Below are 17467 nucleotides of genomic sequence, written 5' to 3'. Positions count from 1 at the left end.
TGGTGATTATGAGTTCTTAGAAGCAATATAAAAGACCAAAACGCCGCTTGTGAACAGAGATAATACTGAAGGAACCAGCGGTATCCACCCACTGATAACGAGACTGCCGTAGCAGATTAAATATAATGCGATCGCTGCCACACTGGCGCTAGGGACGACTAAACCTCGCCGCGATCGCACAGACGAAGCGAACGCACCCCCTGCAAGGGACCAAATCCAAACAAAAATAGCATCCCCCCACTGGGGTAAGGTCCACAACAAAGGTCGTTTATCCATCACCGCACTGATAATTTGACTCGTCATCTGTGCGTGAACCCAAACCCCCGCCATTTCACCCAATGGGGTATTAAAATTATCTCTAGCAACTTTTGCAGTATAGCCAATCAGTACAATTCGATCTTTTACCAATTCTGGGTTAATTCCAGCTAAAACTTGCGTTAGGGTCACTTTATTTGCGGGTTTGGGGTTTGAACGATAGTTAATTAGTATTTCATTGCTCTCGCCACTTAAGTTTTGATAACCACCCGTCCGCGCATTTAATGGTTTCAAGATAACTTGGTCGTGATGCCAATCTCCATTTGGCAAAGTTGTCAGCGGTTTACCTTCTGCCTGAAGAAATCGTTTAGCTAACACCAAGCTTAAACTATAGGGAGTAATGCAAGTCGGAGATTTACGAAATTTCGGGTTGTAGGACAGAAATTGCCGCCGAATTGAATTATCAATCCAATCATCCTTAATTAAATCGCTATAACCGACTTGTTCCTTTAACTGTTTTTGGGAAAATTCAGCAGGTGGGTAAAAGTTTGGTGTTGAATCTAAAGCAGCACAGACAGTCAATAAATTTGAGTTTTGTTGAAATTGCTCGATGAATTCTTTTCTCCCCGGTGGTCTGGCTTGATAGCGGTGCATATCTAAACCGATAACGCGGGGTTGATGTTGTTCTATTTTTTCAATTAACTTCGCTAACGTTGTATCTTCTACGGGATATTTTCCACCTATATCTTCTTGGGTGACTTCAACAACTAAAATGCGCCGATCGATGGTTTCAGATGGACGCGATCGCATCATCCCATCAAACACCGCCAACTCCCACGATTGCAATATCCCAGTTAACCGCACACCCATTATTAGAGTGGTTGCGATCGCGCTTGTAGGTAAAACAAATTGCCAGCAATCTTCCCGTAACCAAACAGGACGATTTACGAGCGATCGCCAGTTTTCTAAACGGTTTTTAATTATTTCTACATTTGCCGGTCTTTTGTCTATAGATTCCTCTATCATCCAATCCAGCAAATCAGCCAACCGCTTTGAAATATGCTTAGCACTATTTCGCCAAATTGGCTTTTTTGTGCCTTCGTTTTTCGGGAAATCACAGGGTTTTTTGCCAGTCAGCAAATGTACAAAAGTTAGCCCCAAAGCAAAGAAATCTGATTGGGGATATCCCAGTCCTTGTTTTCCCTGTTCTGGCGCTGCATACATTGATATAACTCTTCTGGCAACTTCATCTCCCGCACCTAATCTTGCGTAATAAGTGTTCGTAATTTGTCTAACTTCGCCAAAGTCAACTAACACCAGTTTACCATCATCTGGTTTTAGCATGATGTTTGAAGGGCTGATATCAAGATGTAAATATTTTTTATCATGATGCAGATATCGCCGGATTTTTATTAATTGTAATAACCAGTCAATTGCTGGCTTTTCTTCAATCGGTTTATATTCAGGATTTTCCATCCATTTGTCTAAGTTGATTCCTTCTATTTTTTCCATCAACAGACAGTGGATTTCTCGTGGCGGACAATCTTCTATAGGATGAGTGAAGTAATCTTCTCCTGCTTCTACTCTAGGAATTGATATATCTGGACGCCACAATTGTTTCAATACTCTGCCTTCCTGCTTAAAGGAATCCAGATGTTCTAGCTTTGTTAGACATTTAAGAACTTTCTTATTTCCATTGTTATCTACAACCTCAAAAACTCGTGCAAAACCCCCTTCACCCAACTTCTTAACGACGCGATAACGATCTTTCAGAATTAATGCTGCTCCACATTCAAGGCACAAAGATTCATCTTCTGGATTTTCTGGATTGTTACACCAAGGATTGAGGCAATAAATCATAGTCGGAGAAAGAACATAAATCAATTCAGATAACCACAGGGTAGGGGCACGGTATCCAAAATATTCCATCCAAATGAAGATTTTATGATTGCCGTGCCCCAGGGACGAGCTATCGCTATTGATATTCAAGCATAAACCCAGTTTCTTGAATTTTAATCTGACAATTGCTCGATCAAATAATCAATATTATCTGCTGCATACCCGATTTCTTCGATTGGCTTTTCTTCAATTTTTGAGCATAATTGACTCAGCTTTTCTTGCAAAACACTGTCTTCTCGATAAACCTTGCGTAAGGTTTCTATAATCTTGTCCGTGATGTTAGGAATGAGGGATTCCACAGTCTCATCTCTTTCTTCTTGAATATCCAAACAATAAGCTTTCAGCATTTTAATTTGTTGAATTTTTGACAGCTTAATTGCTTGATAAATTTCCCGTGTAATTCCATCGCTCAATTGGTTTCGGACATACTCCATCACAACAGGTGGAAAGGTAAATCCTGCTGCATTTCGCTCGATCATATTGCGTCTTTGCAGCGATTCTAAAGCCTCGAATAACTCATCATCAGAGACGAAGAGTAAACTATTTAATTTGATATCTTGCCACGGCAGTGGATTGCCGACGATCGCTAGCCATCCGGCGATTTCTTTTTCGCGTTCTGATAACCGTTCGTATTGTTGCTTGATTAAGTCTCGAATATCCTGCACTAACGTCACTTTTTGCGCCAAAAATTCGGATATTTTGCCGCCAAATAGCTCTTTAATCGTGGTGGAAGCAATTTTTAAAGCTAAAGGGTTTCCTCGATAGTGTCGAATCAGATAGTCATATTGTTGCCGATCGACTAACTGTTTTTCTTGTAAAAACTTTTCGGCATATACCGGATCTAACCCTTTAACTTGATAGGAGCGAACGGGTAAGGTTTCTCCTTCGGCGAAGGCAATTTCTTTAGTCTTTTCCAGACTGGTAATCACAATGCAGCTTTGATGGCGTTCTCCCAACCGCTCTAGCAGTTTGCCATAGTCTTGATGTTTTTCCTCAAATTGTCCGGCAATATTTTCGCTGCAAAGCAGAGATTCTAAGTTATCGAGTACGATCAAGCAGCGATGTTTTTTTAAACAATCGAGTAGTCGCTCGATTCGAGCGTCATTATTATAAGTTTGATAAATTGCCCGCTCGTCAGGTAAAGATTGAATTAGGTCATCTAAGAGGTTCTCAATACTAGGGGCGCGACGCAGCGATCGCCAAATCACATAATCAAACTGCTCGCCAATTTCTTCCGCCAACTTCACCGATAAAGCAGTTTTACCAATTCCCGTCATCCCCAACAGCGCCACGATGCGGCATTTATCATCCACGCACCACCGCTTCAGCATGTTCAGCTCTTCTGTGCGACCATAGAAAACCGAAACATCCGGCGCTTCTCCCCAGTCGAGGCGGGGACGAGAGCGCGATCGCTCAGTGTAAACAACAGCAGACTCTGCGCTTACTAAATTGTCTCGCTTCAAGCTTTTTTGGTGCAGCGAATCAAGCAGGGACATCAACTTGGCTAATTTCCCAGGTCCTGCGCCGGTAATGCGAAACTTCTTGTACACCTCGCCGAGTCTCTTGCGGACTGCTTCCGGAGTCAGGTCTAGCTTTTTGGCGATCGCAACAATCGGTTCGCCCCGCAACGCCATTGACAACACTTCTAACTCGTTGTCGGACACAAAGTATTCAGTTGCTACCGCTTTCAGGAAATCTTGGGGAATCACAGTACTTAGGCTCATCTAGGCGAATATATTTTATTCTATACTTATAAGTGAGTTTTTGTGTATGTTCGCCCGCTCTCACTTCCCGCCAAACCGCGCCAGTCGGATCTTTTGCCTAAACCAACGTCAAAATTGCGTTCTCAACTCCTCTCCCTTGATGGGAAACCGGAAATTATAGGAGACAGTAGTACGACGGGTACAAAAAACTTGACAGTTAAGCTTGACAGAATGGGATTTCCCCATTTATTCTCTCACATAAAGAGATTTGAATGAATTGATCGAGGGCAAAAAAGTTGCGCTCTGATGAAGAAAATTCTACATAGCTGGAATCCCCTGGCGCCTACCATGGGGTGTCCCCGCGTCACCGTGTCAGAGCGTCGGGAGCGTCCTCTTCAATTTGGCGCCGCCTGAGTTTCTTAAACAAATCCGGCGTTACCAAACCTTGAGGGAAAAAGATCGTTCCCAAGACGATCAGCAATCCGAAGATAATTAAACGACCGTCGCGCAGGAATGCTGCTAACCAGTTGGGTAGACCACCAGCGTCTGCGATCGCTCTTAAAATTTCCGGCAATGCTGTAAATATCATACCCCCCAACACCGGCCCCACAAAAGTCCTATTTCCCCCAATTAAAACAGAAGTTAAGTAAATAATACTCGCATCAAACGTCCCTTGGCGGGCATTCCAAGTATTGAGAAAATGGGCGCTAATAGCACCCACAACCCCTGCCAAAATCGCACCCAGCGTAAACGCCAATACCTTGTAATAAGTCGGGTTAATTCCCATCGCCCCCGCAGCCAATTCATCTTCTCGAATAGCTGTAAATGCCCGACCTACCCGGATCCCCTCAAGGCGATAAAGTAAAACCATACTAATTAATAGCAACGGCAATGCAATCCACAAATATTCAATCGGGGTTGAAAAAGGTTGGGGAATACCAAAAATCCCCACAGCACCGCCGGTAATTTCCAAATTCAGCGACAAAACCCGCAACACTTCTACAAAAGCGATCGTTGCCAGTGCCAAATAAATTCCCCGCAAACGTAGCGCTGGAATCCCTACCAAAATGCCCAAAATCCCAGAAAATACAGCAGCACTTAGCATTTCCAATAACAGCAAGGGAATCGGAAATAAACCGCTTTGAGTGGGAAAAACTTTAGTAGATAAAATTGCCGCAATGTACCCGCCCAAAGCATAAAAACCAGGACTCGCCAAAGACAATTGCCCAGTCATTAGAGGCAAGTAAAGCGATAGTCCCAGCAGCGCCCCCAATACCATAGAGACGATTAAAGGCCCGTAAGTGGTGAAAAATTCAGTCATAAATGGATTTTAGATTTTAGATCGGGACTTACGCAAACCCTCTATCTATATGTAGGGTGCGTTAGCGATAGCGTAACGCACCATCTACCAAATTTAGTATCCCTGGGTAAGTCCTGTAGATTTTAGATTGAGATGGAGGCGAGGCCTCCGGATTTCGTTCCCAGGCAAGATCCTGGGAACGAGTGGTGCAAGGCAGAGCCTTGTGGTTTTACTATATCCCTCAAGTCCTTGCCTTGCGGACGCAAGTTTGTATAGCCCCACCCTTAAGGGTGAGGGGCTAAAAATGTCGTGCGTTACGCTATGTGGTGCGTTACGCTATGTGGTGCGTTACGCTATGTGGTGCGTTACGCTATGTCGTGCCGTACTCTGCTGGCTAACGCACCCTACGCGGCTACACCTTTTGAATCAAACGCCGCCCCAGTGCCGTACTCTGCTGGCTAACGCACCCTACGCGGCTACACCTTTTGAATCAAACGCCGCCCCAGCAAACCTTGCGGTCTAACCAAGAGCATAATAAATAATATCCCAAAAGCCACCGCATCTTTATAAGCCGAATATTCCGCAGGGACAAAAGCTTCCACAATTCCAATTACCAAACCCCCCAACACTGCACCGGGAATACTCCCCAACCCTCCTAAAACAATAACAGCTAAACCTTTTAAACCAAAAGCAATGCCAAAATATGGCCCGGCGATGCTAACGCTTGAACCTACCAAAGTTCCTGCCAATCCTGCTAAAAAACTGCTAATGAAAAATGTCAGGACAATAAAACCGTCTGTGTTAATTCCTAACAAACTCGCCGTCGTTGCATCTTCAGCGACGGCACGCATTGCCTTGCCGTATTTGGTGTAATTGATGAAATAAGTAAGAATTGCCAAAATCACCACAGATACACCAAAAATCACCAGTTGAACCGTGCGAATCGGAATCGGGTTTTCTGCCGTACCAAAGTTAATCGCAGCAGGGAGGTTGCCGTAGGTATCGCCTGGAAAGGTGTAGTTTTCTGCACCGACTAAATACTGGATTAAATTGACAATTACTAAGGCAACTCCCAAGCTGGAAACGACAGTCAGCAATGGATCTGAACCCTTACGCCGCAAAGGACGAAAAGCAATGCGTTCGATGGCAATTCCCACTAAACCGGCGAGTGCGCTGCCTAAAATTAACGCCAGTGCAAATGGAAGTTGTACGGGTAAGGCAGCATTGGCAAGCAATCCGCTAAAACCGAATCTTCCTCCCATCAATGTATAGGTGAAATACGCGCCCAAGGTAAAAATTGCCCCGTGAGCAAAGTTAATGATGCCTAAGATGGAGAAGATGAGGGTGTATCCTAATGCAAAAATTGCATAAACGGTGCCAATGGATAAACCGTTGAGAATTTGTTGGATAAATAGAGTTAAATACATATTGCTAATGGCTAATGGCTAATGGCTAATGGCTAATTGGTTCTTACTATTAGCGATTAGCAATTAGCCATTACCCATTCCCTATTTTACTATTTTATTAATGAGAATTTACCATTGTTACCATTGGCATCCATTTTAATTTTAGAGACAGAGAATTCTTTCTGAATTATATCTCCTGTTGGGGTGAAGGCAATGTCGCCTAATGGGGTTTCGTACTTGCCAGCTAGGATTTGTTTGTTCAGTTTTGTCCGCAGTTGTTCTAGGGGTAATTTAGTAATGTCAGATTGTTTATCGACTGCTTTTAGCGCTTCCACAAATACCTGAACTGCTGTGAAAGTTTGGGCGCTAAATTGGGGGGGGTCTTTTTGGTATTTTTGACGATAAGTGGCAGCGAAAGATTTGTTAATTTCGCTGGGCAGCGCCGGATTATAATATTGGGCAACTAGGATGCCGTTGCAGAAGTTTTTACACACGGGAAAGACATTAGAAGTACTGAAACCATTCCCGCCAACGATCGCTCCTTTATAACCCAATTCTCGCAACTGTTTCACCAAGTTTCCCCCATCTGTCGTCAGGCCGGAAATAATCGCCAAATCTGGTTTAAAATTGATGGCAGCAGTCGCTTGGGCTTGGAAGTCAGTATCTGTGGTTTGGAATTTTTGCACCGTTACAATATCGAGTTCCAGTTGCGTAACCGTTTTCTGAAACACTTTGGTTTCATAGACCATTGCTTCTTGGTCTTGGGCGTAAAATACGGCGACTTTTTTGATTTTTGGATTGAGTTTAAGTGCTGCTTTGACCGACTTGGGAACTACGAGGTCGGGACCGGGGGAAACCCGCGCTATAAAATCGCCAATTTCGGGGATGCCTTTGGCGATGGTGGAGGGTGCGATCGCAGGCACTTTTGCCCGCTCCGCCACTGGATGCGCGCTAAAACCCTGTTGCGAAGTAGTCGGTCCGACAATCCCGACTACTTTATTCTTATTAATTAGGGTTTTAAAAGCATTAATTGCTCCCGTTTCGTCTCCCCCAGTATCTTGAAACACCAGTTTAATTTGCTTGCCATTAATGCCACCCTGCTGATTAAAATACTCCTCGGCAATTTTCGCCCCAGCAACTTGTTCCTGACCGATTAAAGCAATGTTGCTAGTCTGCGCCAAAGCTACGCCAATCAAAATAGAATTGTCAGGATTATTGCTCGTGTTATTCTGACCGCAAGCAGAAAGCAATAATCCGATAGTGGCTAGGAGGGTAGATACACAGGTAGATGGTTTTTGCATAAGCGATCAACTATTTCACCGAGACAAACTTGCCATTCTTCCCATCTGGATCGACTTTCAGTTGTGCGACATAAAACTGACTTTGAACCACATCTCCCACTGGCGTAAATGAAATTTGACCCAAAGGAGTATCGTATTTTCCAACTAAAAGCTGCTTGTTCAATTCGGTTCGCAATTGCTCCAGGGGCATTTTAGCAATATCGCTCTTTTTATCCACTTCTTTGAGCGCTTCTACAAATACTTGCACGGCTGTAAACCCTTGGGCGCTAAACTGGGGTGGTTCTTTTTTGAATTGTTCCAGATAAGTACTGCGGAAGGTTTTGTTAATCTCATTCGGGTGTTCGGGGCTATACGCTTGAGCCACCAAAACCCCATTGCAGCGAGCTTGGCACACTGCGAATATATTAGATGTATTGAAACCGTTGCCGCCCACAATGATACCTTGATAGCCCAATTCTCGCAGTTGCCGCACTAAGTTTCCCCCATCCGCAGCTAAGCCGGAAATAATAATTAAATCCGGTTTCAGGTTAATCGCGTTAGTTGCTTGCGCTTGAAAATCAGTGTCACTGGTTTGGAACTTTTGTACGGTTACTAAATCCAGTTTTTGATCCTTAACTACTTGCTGAAAAATTTCGGTTTCCGACTTGCTAAAAGCGTCGTTTTGTGCATAAAACACAGCCACTCGCTTGATTTTTGGATTCAGTTTGAGCGCCGCTTTGATGGAATTGGGAGCAACAATGGAAACGGGTGCAGAAACGCGGGAGATATAATCACCAATTTCGGGGATGCCTTTGGCAGTATTGGAAGCAGCAATCACGGGAACTTTAGCGCGTTCGGCAATCGGATCGGCACTAAAGGCTTGTTGGGAAAGCGTAGGGCCAACAATACCTACTACTTTATTTTGATTAATCAGAATGTTGAAAGCATTGATAGCGCCAGATTCTTCGCCGCCTGTATCTTGCACGACCAATTTTATCGGAGTGCCGTCAACGCCACCTTTGTCATTGAAATATTTTTCGGCAATTTTAGCTCCTTGGATGCCTTCTTGACCCAGTAAAGCCACGTTGCTAGTTTGCGCTAAGGCAACACCAATTGGAATGCCCCCCGCAACACTTGCTGTCCCTGTAGGACTGGTGTTGGTGGCAGTTGGGTTATTCGATTGAGTGCAAGCTGTCATGAGTAAAGTCAAGGCAGCCAATAAGACAGAGGTACGGGCAGTAGAGTTTTTCATAAAGGTTCGAGACAAGAAAAAAATTTATGCCTGTGGGCAGATTGTATCTCATCTCCATTGGCATTAGTGCAGGAACTTGGTGGGTTATATCATGTCCTCTTGCTGCGGCATTGCAGCGACGGGGCGGGTTTATCAATACAATTCGCCCCAAATCAAAGATTTCTCGTAAAACCCGCCCCTACGACGCAATTAACCATACGAGTCCGATACTAGCGGACATGATATTACGCTGATTTAAAGGAATACCACACCATTAATTGGGTAAAAGGATATCTTCTTCGATCAAAATTCTGCCAAGCTTCTGATATTCTCGTCGAATAGCCTGGAGCAGGTGAGCCATGTTGATGACTCTACCATCGTCTGCTGCTAAGAAAGCTGCTGCTAGCGCAATATTCCGAATATGAGCGCCTGGGATTTCAAAGCGACGCGCTAGGAAATCTAAGTTTATGTCTGAACTGCAAGGCGTTGTATCGGGCCAAACTTTTTCCCAGATTTGACGGCGTTGCTTTTCATTTGGGAAGGGAAACTCGATAATGAAACGCAGCCGCCGGACAAAGGCATCGTCCATATTGCTGCGGAGGTTGGTAGTCAGAATTGCTAGTCCTTCATACTCTTCCATTTTTTGCAGCAGGTAGCCAATCTCGATGTTGGCATAACGGTCGTGAGCATCCCGAACTTCAGAACGTTTGCCAAATAAAGCATCTGCTTCATCAAATAAAAGAATGGCGTTGTAGTTAGCCGCAGCGGTAAAAATACGGTTGAGGTTTTTCTCAGTTTTACCGATATATTTGCTGACAATTTGTGACAATTCAATTTTATAAAGGTCGAGTTGCAATTCGCGAGCGATGACTTCAGCCGCCATTGTTTTACCAGTTCCAGGTGGTCCATAAAACAGCACGTTCAAACCTTTGCCGAGGGATAGTTTGCGATCGAAACCCCATTCTTCATGCACGAGATTTCTATATTTGGTTTGATTGCAGATTGCTCTGAGCTGGGTCTGATGGTCGTCTGGTAAAATAATATCATTCCAAGTATATTGAGGCTCTATTTTCCGTGCTAGTGCGGTCAAATCGTGACCGGATTGAGCGCGGGCAGATGCAAATAATAATAAAGTATGGGAAGTGTTTTTCTCTGCCGCTGCTTGCCAACGAGCTGCTTTACAAGTACTTTTGACGGTATTGGTAATTTGGTGGGGAGTGAGGCGGAAGCGGTCTGCTAGGGCATCTAATTCTGTAGGATCGATCGAGATGCCTGCCGTCGTCAGTTGAGTTTGCCAGCAGATTCGACGCTGGGCAAAGTCGGGAATGGAAAACGGTACGGTTATCATTTCGACTGGAACAGCAGCATTAGGTATCCAGGGTTGGATGCCAGCTAGGATGGTAATGCTTCTGTGTTGTGCGATCGCTCTCATCAGATCCTCATACAGAATAGCCTGGTCGTTTAGCAAGGCATCCAGTCCATCTAGGTAAAGCAAGGCATTCTGAAACCAAGCTTCGCGGCATATCAGCTTTAAAGTGGGTGCAAAATTAGCTTTGTTATCTGCAATTTTGGCTAAGTCTGCTGATAGCAAAGGAGCTTTGATTGCTGCAGCTAATGCTTCAGCGGTGAGATGTTTACTGACTCTATCTGAACCTTGAAAATAAATTTGTAGCGTTTTTTGTGCTTGCCAATCTTCGATAACTAAGGTTACCAAAGCTTGTTTTACTTCAGGATTCAGGTATAAATCGTTGAGGCAAGTGGTAGGGTTGATTAGTTGGCAGAAAGGAGCAAGTCGCGCGTCCAGTCCGGGTTGTTGCAATAAAAAGCGAACCACTTGGTCATCGAGGTGCAATTCGTGGGCGAGAAGCGTAGATTTGCTGCGATCGCTTTCTGAAACCACGTGTAGTAAATCATGCCGAATCAGCGGCACATCAGCAGAAAAATGGATGCGTCGCGCTAATTTATCTGCGGCTGAAACACAAAGCAGATTGAGGGCAAGATCGACGCTGGGACGCTTGCATCTAACATCATCTTGGAGATAGGCGTAGAGGCGTTCGTAGCGGCGATCGAGTTCGGGGGCGAGAGCGATCGCAATGATATCTATATCAAAATCCGACAGTCCGAAAGTCTGGATTAACTGTGCCAGTCGCGAATCTTGTTTAATTAAATTACTAATAGGTTGAGTGGGTAATTGATGGTTTAGTTCAAATACTGGTGCGGCTGGTTTTCGTTGTAGTAACTGTTGAGTTTATTCTGGATTAACGTGCAGTCCTCGATAGGGATATTGTGCGGCTTCTGTTCCATAAGCTATTTGTGCGGCGGCTATAGCTTGTTCTAACAATTGGTCTAGACGCTGTAATAGGGGAAGTAATTCTTCGAGTGGGGAATTGCTGGCGATCGCTTCTGTTGTGTTAACCATTTCTTCTCTGTCCGATTGCTACACTAAGTTTATAACTCAAAGCCTTCTGTTGTTCTTCCCCTAAATCCTATGTCCGTTGTACAAAACTGGGAAACTATCGATGTACCCCCTCAGTTTCCAGACCACACCCAACTGCCAGAATCGGATGGAACGTTTGTGAAAAATTTTCAAGCACATCCTCAAAGTATTCTTCTTACTGATTCCATTGACCCTGTTTTGCAGCGTCTCCATCCCGACGGACAGTACGCCATCGGTCAGGATTGCGGGATTTACTGGCGCGAGACTGAACCTCCAGAAAAGGGTGCTGAAGCACCTGATTGGTTCTACGTTCCTCGCGTCCCCGCGAGAATTGATGGTCAGATTCGTCGTTCTTATGTGTTGTGGCGAGAGTTTATTACACCCACAATAGTGTTAGAGTTTGCCTCTGGTAATGGCAGTGAAGAACGTGACAGGACTCCTTTATCGCGTTCTGGTGAGGGAGAAACTATCCGACCTGGGAAATTTTGGGTTTACGAGCAGGTGATGCGTATTCCTTACTATGGTATCTATCAAAATCAAACTTTGGAAGTTTATCATCTGGTAGATACTACTTATCAGCGGATGACACCTAATGAACGAGGTCACTATCCTATTCCCCCAATGCAGGTGGAATTGGGTTTATGGAGAGGGAGTTACTCGAGTCATGTCGATGAGTTGTGGTTGCGCTGGTGGGATGAAGATGGGAATTTGTTGTTAACAGGTCAGGAGGCGGCTGAGGTAGAACGAAATCGGGCTAATGTTGCTGAGGAACGGGCTAATCTTGCTGAAGAACAGGCTAAACAAGAACAACAAAAGCGATCGCAACTAACAGAACGGCTGAAATCGCTTTCTCCAGAACAGTTGCAGGCTTTGGGAATTAGCTTAGAACTTTTGGATTGACATGCTCTATTTTTCAGAAAGGAAACAAACTGGAGACTCAAATGATACCAGCGATCGCACTCCCCAAAAAAGAATCCCCTCTCCTGTTTGAAGGACTGACTTGGAGAGAGTTCAAAGCCGTCGAGCAATTGTTAGACCGTCCGGGATATCGACTCTCTTTCTTGGATGGAGTTTTGGAGATCAGAAGAATGCCTGGAGAACCCCACGAAACTGTTAAGGAACGAATCGGTGCATTGTTGGAACTTTTCCTGCTTGTGGCAGGGTTTGACTTTACTCCAACTGGTTCAATGACTTTAGAAAGTGAAGGAGGTGCTGTCAAGCGAGAGGCGGATAAATCCTATAAACTTGCCCCAGGTCGTAGGCTACCCGATCTGGCGATTGAGGTAGTATTTTCCAGTGGCGGTATCAATAAGCTGGAGGTATACAAGCGGCTGAAAATTCCGGAAGTTTGGTTTTGGGAAGACGGAGTGTTGGAGGTTTATCACCTGCGAGGAGAGGGGGATGCGCTTTACTATGAAAAGATTTCCAGTAGTGAAGAGGTGAAAGGGATCGATCTGGATTTGTTGTTGAGTTGCATCAATATGGTGAATCATGTTGATGCGATTAAGACTTTTCAACAGGGATTTCAGAAATAGCTGGGGATAGGCGATCGCATGACCATCAAGACAGTCGTTACAATTTTGTTGTATCTGGTGAATCAAAATTTATTGATGATGTAGTTTTAACTGATATGGTACTCCGGGATCACTTTCGCCCGCCTCTAAGTACCAGACGACACTGGCACAGTTTTCACAATGCCTGGTCAACCTATATTGCTGATGACTTGAACCAATGTCTTCCAGAAGGCTACTTTGCTGAACCAAACGCTCAATTTGGCATTGAAATTGCTCTGGCTGCTTTCAGCGAACGAATACCTGTTAATCCAAAGCATCAAACATCTGAAATGCTGGAATGGAAGCCAAGCTCACCGACTGCAACGGTGCCATTTCAACTCACCACAGATGTCGTTGAAGTTCAAATTTTTAGTACTCAAGCAGGACCGACGCTAGTGGGAGCTATTGAGTTAATTAGTCCGGCGAATAAAGACCGCCCAGGGCAGCGATCGGCGTTTACTTCTAAATGTCAAACTTACCTGACTCAAGGCATTGGACTAATTATAGTCGATCTCGTCACAATACTTTCTGCAAACTTGCACAACGAGTTGATGAATCGCTTGAATTTGGTAATTGACCCCCTAGATGCACGATTGTACGCCGTTGCTTATCAAGTTGGTCAAAAAAATGGCAGTCCTCACCTTGATTTTTGGCAAGAAGCGCTGGCGATTGGAGACAATCTTCCTATACTACCTCTGTTTTTAAAAGGTGGGCTTTATTTACCGATTCATCTGGAAATGACCTACCAATATACTTGTGTTAGGCAACGTATTCCTGAATTGAATGAATAATCACTAAATAGGAGCAAAGAAAAAGGTGAACCACGGTTCACAAAAAGCGATCGCGTGCGGTGTTATAGGTTGCTATGGGCGAGCGATCGCTCTAACCTTTGGTAAGGGTTGATTTTGTAATTCAACCTAACCTATAGACAAGCGATTGTCCCAAAGGGACACACTTCGCGATCGCACTTTTGGGATGAAAAGCATCCACTATGCGATCGCTATCAGGCACCCTACAAGATCAGAGATTAGTTTTCTTCGTAGTGCGATCCACAAAGTCTTGTTCTTTGTCGTACAATATCCCATGAACCCCTTTAGTTCTCAGCCCTGGTATATGGGCAGCCCCAACTTGGACAAGCAATGGGGAAGGGGCGACATTGATCCGCCGCATCATTTCGTTCTCACGGATATCCCTTGTCTCAGGGTTCATAATGGCTTGATTGACCCGTTGTGACCAATCGTCTCGATTTCTCTCTCGACCTGCATTGAGCGTGATTAGCGGAGCCATCTTCGGGAATTTCTCGATATCGATCGCACTTTTTATAACCAGGTTAATTAGGTCTTGGATCGATTCGATACTCTTCCAGAAATTTCGTTGCATCCATCCACCCAATTGAGTGACCCTGCCCTGTGCATTACTTGTGCTAATTTTCTTCACTTCCTCATAACCATCATGGACGTAGATTTGCAGGGCAAGGTTGACATACTCTTGTTCCGTTGGTGTCTTGTTTGGTTTTTCAAACAGACTCTCTCCAATTTTGTGATATCGCAATAGCACCACATAGACTTCGCGCATTCTTTCAAACAACATATTGTAGAAATCATTTTTGACTTTCTGACTATCGGGACCTGTGAGATTATAAATCTGGTCATATCCTTTGAGGAATTGTTGTACTATACTCAGGGCGCTGATGGCATACTCGTTTTGTCCCTCTAGGGCTAAGTCACCAGTGACACTCCGAGTCTTACCGCCTAACTCATCTTCGATCGGCTGATCTGCTAAGGCAATGCTGTTTTCGGTTGGTTTGCCAAATGTCTTGTACTTTTCCCGCATCTTGGGGAGATAAGACCAGGGAGCTGTAGCATTGTTCCAGGTGTCGGCACCATGCCTTGATTCACCTACAATATGTTTGTCTTCCAGCATTACCCGGACTGATAGGTGATTACGAATTTGCTGACCAAGCGTTGCAGCAGGAGCTACGAGAAAAGTATCTGTTGTTGAGTTCAGCGTCTGTTCAGCTTCGCTCCCAACAGCTACACTCCCTGGTGGAACACCCACATTGTGTTCCATTTCGTGTGCATTGTTCATGAGCGTTTTGTCATCTTTCCATTTTGCCTGGAGTACTGTAACGCCTGATGGTTGCATCTGGTTGGGAGCAGAAAATATGCCTGGAAGCTTATCCGGCGATACCTCACCACCGCCTGTGGCATCCTGTTCCTGAACAGGGACTTCAGCATTGTGAAGTTGATCAAACCGTAATGCAAGCGCATGAATCTTGTTGTTGCTCATGTTATCGGTATCATATTCTTCATTTGTTCCAGAATCTACGTAGATTCTTTGTATCGCATCGGAATTGACTGGAACAATTGGTATGGAAGGTTGAGATACCATAGGTTGATAAGCATTTTGGGGAAGGTGGATTGCTTTTGCCCCCATCACATCTGCTTCTGTTTCCAACTCGCGATCATCATTAATCCCTACACCCAGTGCCTGTATTGTTGGCCTTACCCTTCCCTGCATCTGCTGTACAACGTGCCACGCTTCATGAGGTAAATGCTCTTCTTGTCCCGGTGCCACATGAATATCTGTCCCTTGAGTATATGCCAAAGCCTGCAACTCGGCAGGTTTAGAGCAATTGTAGTGAACCCTCACATCATCCATCGCTATCCCACAAAGGTTTTCTATCCCTACTTTGAGGTTATCCGGTAGTCCGGTTTTGTTTTCTGTCTGCGCTTGAGATACACTAGCACTATCAGCTTCCTTCGCTTGAATGGGTTTTTTTATCTGCATCAAATCACTGCGAAACTCTGGAAATAAACCCCGAAACAGCGGTTTTTGTGGTATGGAAGGTTGATTTGCCAGGAGTTGGTTAACAGCTTGATTGCCGATCGCGCCTTGCAATTCCTCAATGGGGTGCGTGGAAGAGCCAGCGAGCGCACTACTTTTAGTTTGAGATGGAGCGATCGCATTTTTAGTTTGGCTCAGGTGTTGGCGTTCCATAAAATTTTCCTCGAGAACTGGGTATGAAATACGCGATCGGGTTCCCAGTTGCGATCGCATCGATCGTCGATGCACCAACTGCCTTCTTGCTTGGGTTTCAACAGGCGATCGCATTTTGGGATTGAGGTGGAGCGAGCGCTTAATTTTAAGGTGGAGGCAATGTTCCGATTAAGTTTTCAGCTAACTCTAAAAATTGCTCGGCATAAACAATTTGTTCGTTAGCTTGCTCGATTGTAACAGTATTCAGTTAACAGGAATTCAAGCTGGTCTTCTGTCATAGCACTATTCCTTCTTTGCGGATATTTCTCAGCAAAGCGCCATTGCGGTTAATGAATCGATATTCATCCATGAACAGGCAGCTAATGACTGTATCATTTTATCGGGATAAATTTGCTACAATATTGCCGGTTTTTTCTATTTCTTCACCAGGATTTACCGCGCCTTTAAGAACGACTAAGACATCGATATCGGAGTCGGGACGTGCGTCACCTCTCGCTTGAGAACCAAAGAGAATCATTTGGAGGAGGCGATCGCCGTACAGGGTTTCAAATTGCGATCGCAATTGAGTGAGGATCGTTTTCAGCTGATCGTTGATGATGGTTAATTGCATACTCTCTGGTTAATAGTTTTGGTAATGTTTGAATCATGGTGAGCCTAACGATTCATTCAATTAATTCCCCAATCCCTTCGCCTGCCGAAACTTATCCTGCAACTGCTCCATCACTGTTTCCAACGGAATACCCTCACCTCGATCCAACTCTGCTGCTGCTTCATCCACCTGTTGGCGCACCGTCTCAATCCAGCTTTCGTACTCTTGATACTTCTCCTGAAGCAACTTAAACGCCTCAGCCAGCACCTCATCTGGGGACTTGAACCGACCCCGCGCCATCTGATCTCGAATAAACTGCTCTTGCTCTGGTGTGAGGATAATACTCATAATCTTAGACCCTATGCTGCCAATAATTTTACCTTTCCCTCATGGGGCTAAGGAGTTAGGTTTTTGATGACTAAATTGACGTTCCTGGCGCGATCGCATCTATCATCAATTTACCAACCGCCTCGCTCATTGGGTTTCGACGAGCGATCGCGCTACCTGAGTTTAGCTGAATGTTTTTGATTGGGATGGCAACAATCATAAACTTGCATCTCCTGATGTTGTTACGACTTCTGCGCTGACGGTTTCCACTGGCTGACTGCCATTGTCGTCTGCTTCAGATGCTTTGCTTAATTCTTCTTCTAGCACCTGAATCGCTCCACTGATGCAAAGTAAAGTTTCTCGCAGATGTGCTTGTTTTGCTTCTAAGTCTGCCAACATTTTTTGACCGGCTTCAAATTCAGCATTGAGGGATTGGAGACGTTTTTCGAGTTGTTGTTTCATATCCGATAAACTTTTTTGTTTCAAT

At 44.6% G+C, this 17467-nt stretch carries 17 protein-coding genes; 4 read left to right on the top strand and 13 right to left on the bottom strand.

Going from position 1 to position 17467, the window contains the following annotated elements; all coding sequences use genetic code 11:
* Positions 1-6: 6 nt before the first annotated feature.
* From ACE1CM_RS26695 to ACE1CM_RS26670, 6 genes are all read right to left on the bottom strand, one after another.
* Positions 7-2184 carry a CHASE2 domain-containing protein gene (locus ACE1CM_RS26695; protein WP_374881881.1) on the bottom strand — a complete coding sequence of 726 codons (2178 nt, stop codon included), beginning with the start codon at positions 2182-2184 and terminating at the stop codon, positions 7-9.
* 83 nt (positions 2185-2267) lie between these two features.
* A complete protein-coding gene (locus ACE1CM_RS26690) occupies positions 2268-3878 on the bottom strand; it encodes an NB-ARC domain-containing protein (RefSeq protein ID WP_374881880.1) in 1611 nt (536 codons plus the stop codon).
* 343 nt (positions 3879-4221) lie between these two features.
* Positions 4222-5178 (bottom strand): branched-chain amino acid ABC transporter permease, encoded by a 957-nt coding sequence (locus ACE1CM_RS26685; RefSeq protein WP_374881879.1) that lies wholly within the window; start codon positions 5176-5178, stop codon positions 4222-4224.
* A gap of 455 nt (positions 5179-5633) precedes the next feature.
* Positions 5634-6584, bottom strand: coding sequence for a branched-chain amino acid ABC transporter permease (locus tag ACE1CM_RS26680; protein ID WP_374881878.1), 951 nt, complete (start codon positions 6582-6584; stop codon positions 5634-5636).
* A gap of 89 nt (positions 6585-6673) precedes the next feature.
* Positions 6674-7864: an ABC transporter substrate-binding protein gene (locus ACE1CM_RS26675; protein WP_374881877.1), complete on the bottom strand. Its 1191-nt coding sequence runs from the start codon at positions 7862-7864 to the stop codon at positions 6674-6676.
* Positions 7865-7874: 10 nt separating this feature from the next.
* A complete protein-coding gene (locus ACE1CM_RS26670) occupies positions 7875-9095 on the bottom strand; it encodes an ABC transporter substrate-binding protein (RefSeq protein ID WP_374881876.1) in 1221 nt (406 codons plus the stop codon).
* Between the two features lie 26 nt (positions 9096-9121).
* On the opposite strand from ACE1CM_RS26670, the gene ACE1CM_RS26665 reads away from it, so the two are divergent.
* The gene (locus tag ACE1CM_RS26665; RefSeq protein ID WP_374881875.1) at positions 9122-9328 is read left to right on the top strand and encodes a hypothetical protein; all 207 of its coding nucleotides are present in this window, start codon (positions 9122-9124) and stop codon (positions 9326-9328) included.
* Positions 9329-9348: 20 nt separating this feature from the next.
* Here ACE1CM_RS26665 and ACE1CM_RS26660 read toward each other — a convergent pair whose 3' ends face one another.
* The gene (locus ACE1CM_RS26660; protein ID WP_374881907.1) at positions 9349-11220 is read right to left on the bottom strand and encodes an ATP-binding protein; all 1872 of its coding nucleotides are present in this window, start codon (positions 11218-11220) and stop codon (positions 9349-9351) included.
* A gap of 102 nt (positions 11221-11322) precedes the next feature.
* Positions 11323-11493 (bottom strand): hypothetical protein, encoded by a 171-nt coding sequence (locus ACE1CM_RS26655; protein ID WP_374881874.1) that lies wholly within the window; start codon positions 11491-11493, stop codon positions 11323-11325.
* Between the two features lie 69 nt (positions 11494-11562).
* On the opposite strand from ACE1CM_RS26655, the gene ACE1CM_RS26650 reads away from it, so the two are divergent.
* The 3 genes from ACE1CM_RS26650 to ACE1CM_RS26640 all read left to right on the top strand — a co-directional run bounded on the left by ACE1CM_RS26650 (position 11563) and on the right by ACE1CM_RS26640 (position 13855).
* A complete protein-coding gene (locus ACE1CM_RS26650; RefSeq protein ID WP_374881873.1) occupies positions 11563-12411 on the top strand; it encodes a Uma2 family endonuclease in 849 nt (282 codons plus the stop codon).
* Between the two features lie 41 nt (positions 12412-12452).
* Positions 12453-13046 carry a Uma2 family endonuclease gene (locus tag ACE1CM_RS26645; protein ID WP_374881872.1) on the top strand — a complete coding sequence of 198 codons (594 nt, stop codon included), beginning with the start codon at positions 12453-12455 and terminating at the stop codon, positions 13044-13046.
* Positions 13047-13141: 95 nt separating this feature from the next.
* The gene (locus ACE1CM_RS26640; protein WP_374881871.1) at positions 13142-13855 is read left to right on the top strand and encodes a DUF4058 family protein; all 714 of its coding nucleotides are present in this window, start codon (positions 13142-13144) and stop codon (positions 13853-13855) included.
* 229 nt (positions 13856-14084) lie between these two features.
* Here ACE1CM_RS26640 and ACE1CM_RS26635 read toward each other — a convergent pair whose 3' ends face one another.
* The 5 genes from ACE1CM_RS26635 to ACE1CM_RS26615 all read right to left on the bottom strand — a co-directional run bounded on the left by ACE1CM_RS26635 (position 14085) and on the right by ACE1CM_RS26615 (position 17442).
* Complete coding sequence (locus tag ACE1CM_RS26635; protein WP_374881870.1) at positions 14085-16064, bottom strand: DUF4157 domain-containing protein; 1980 nt, start codon at positions 16062-16064, stop codon at positions 14085-14087.
* Between the two features lie 376 nt (positions 16065-16440).
* Positions 16441-16674, bottom strand: coding sequence for a nucleotidyltransferase domain-containing protein (locus ACE1CM_RS26630; RefSeq protein ID WP_374881869.1), 234 nt, complete (start codon positions 16672-16674; stop codon positions 16441-16443).
* A gap of 60 nt (positions 16675-16734) precedes the next feature.
* A complete protein-coding gene (locus ACE1CM_RS26625) occupies positions 16735-17001 on the bottom strand; it encodes a type II toxin-antitoxin system ParD family antitoxin (RefSeq protein WP_374881868.1) in 267 nt (88 codons plus the stop codon).
* A 70-nt stretch (positions 17002-17071) separates the two neighbouring features.
* Positions 17072-17200, bottom strand: a complete 129-nt coding sequence (locus ACE1CM_RS26620; protein ID WP_374881867.1) for a hypothetical protein — start codon at positions 17198-17200, stop codon at positions 17072-17074.
* Positions 17197-17442, bottom strand: a complete 246-nt coding sequence (locus tag ACE1CM_RS26615; RefSeq protein WP_374881866.1) for a hypothetical protein — start codon at positions 17440-17442, stop codon at positions 17197-17199. The genes ACE1CM_RS26620 and ACE1CM_RS26615 overlap by 4 nt, the downstream gene beginning before the upstream one ends.
* Positions 17443-17467: the final 25 nt, after the last annotated feature.

This window comes from Microseira sp. BLCC-F43, from assembly GCF_041929235.1.
In the GTDB taxonomy this organism is placed as follows: domain Bacteria; phylum Cyanobacteriota; class Cyanobacteriia; order Cyanobacteriales; family Aerosakkonemataceae; genus Microseira.
The sequence above is the reverse complement of the archived record's forward strand: the minus strand, read 5'-3'. Positions and strand labels throughout refer to the sequence as shown.

Excerpts from the sequence above, each read along its gene's own strand:
- ACE1CM_RS26695 (WP_374881881.1), bottom strand. The coding sequence starts at position 2,184 with ATGGAATATTTTGGATACCGTGCCCCTACCCTGTGGTTATCTGAATTG.
- ACE1CM_RS26690 (WP_374881880.1), bottom strand. The coding sequence starts at position 3,878 with ATGAGCCTAAGTACTGTGATTCCCCAAGATTTCCTGAAAGCGGTAGCA.
- ACE1CM_RS26685 (WP_374881879.1), bottom strand. The coding sequence starts at position 5,178 with ATGACTGAATTTTTCACCACTTACGGGCCTTTAATCGTCTCTATGGTA.
- ACE1CM_RS26680 (WP_374881878.1), bottom strand. The coding sequence starts at position 6,584 with ATGTATTTAACTCTATTTATCCAACAAATTCTCAACGGTTTATCCATT.
- ACE1CM_RS26675 (WP_374881877.1), bottom strand. The coding sequence starts at position 7,864 with ATGCAAAAACCATCTACCTGTGTATCTACCCTCCTAGCCACTATCGGA.
- ACE1CM_RS26670 (WP_374881876.1), bottom strand. The coding sequence starts at position 9,095 with ATGAAAAACTCTACTGCCCGTACCTCTGTCTTATTGGCTGCCTTGACT.
- ACE1CM_RS26665 (WP_374881875.1), top strand. The coding sequence starts at position 9,122 with ATGCCTGTGGGCAGATTGTATCTCATCTCCATTGGCATTAGTGCAGGA.
- ACE1CM_RS26655 (WP_374881874.1), bottom strand. The coding sequence starts at position 11,493 with ATGGTTAACACAACAGAAGCGATCGCCAGCAATTCCCCACTCGAAGAA.
- ACE1CM_RS26650 (WP_374881873.1), top strand. The coding sequence starts at position 11,563 with ATGTCCGTTGTACAAAACTGGGAAACTATCGATGTACCCCCTCAGTTT.
- ACE1CM_RS26645 (WP_374881872.1), top strand. The coding sequence starts at position 12,453 with ATGATACCAGCGATCGCACTCCCCAAAAAAGAATCCCCTCTCCTGTTT.
- ACE1CM_RS26640 (WP_374881871.1), top strand. The coding sequence starts at position 13,142 with ATGGTACTCCGGGATCACTTTCGCCCGCCTCTAAGTACCAGACGACAC.
- ACE1CM_RS26635 (WP_374881870.1), bottom strand. The coding sequence starts at position 16,064 with ATGGAACGCCAACACCTGAGCCAAACTAAAAATGCGATCGCTCCATCT.
- ACE1CM_RS26630 (WP_374881869.1), bottom strand. The coding sequence starts at position 16,674 with ATGCAATTAACCATCATCAACGATCAGCTGAAAACGATCCTCACTCAA.
- ACE1CM_RS26625 (WP_374881868.1), bottom strand. The coding sequence starts at position 17,001 with ATGAGTATTATCCTCACACCAGAGCAAGAGCAGTTTATTCGAGATCAG.
- ACE1CM_RS26620 (WP_374881867.1), bottom strand. The coding sequence starts at position 17,200 with ATGATTGTTGCCATCCCAATCAAAAACATTCAGCTAAACTCAGGTAGC.
- ACE1CM_RS26615 (WP_374881866.1), bottom strand. The coding sequence starts at position 17,442 with ATGAAACAACAACTCGAAAAACGTCTCCAATCCCTCAATGCTGAATTT.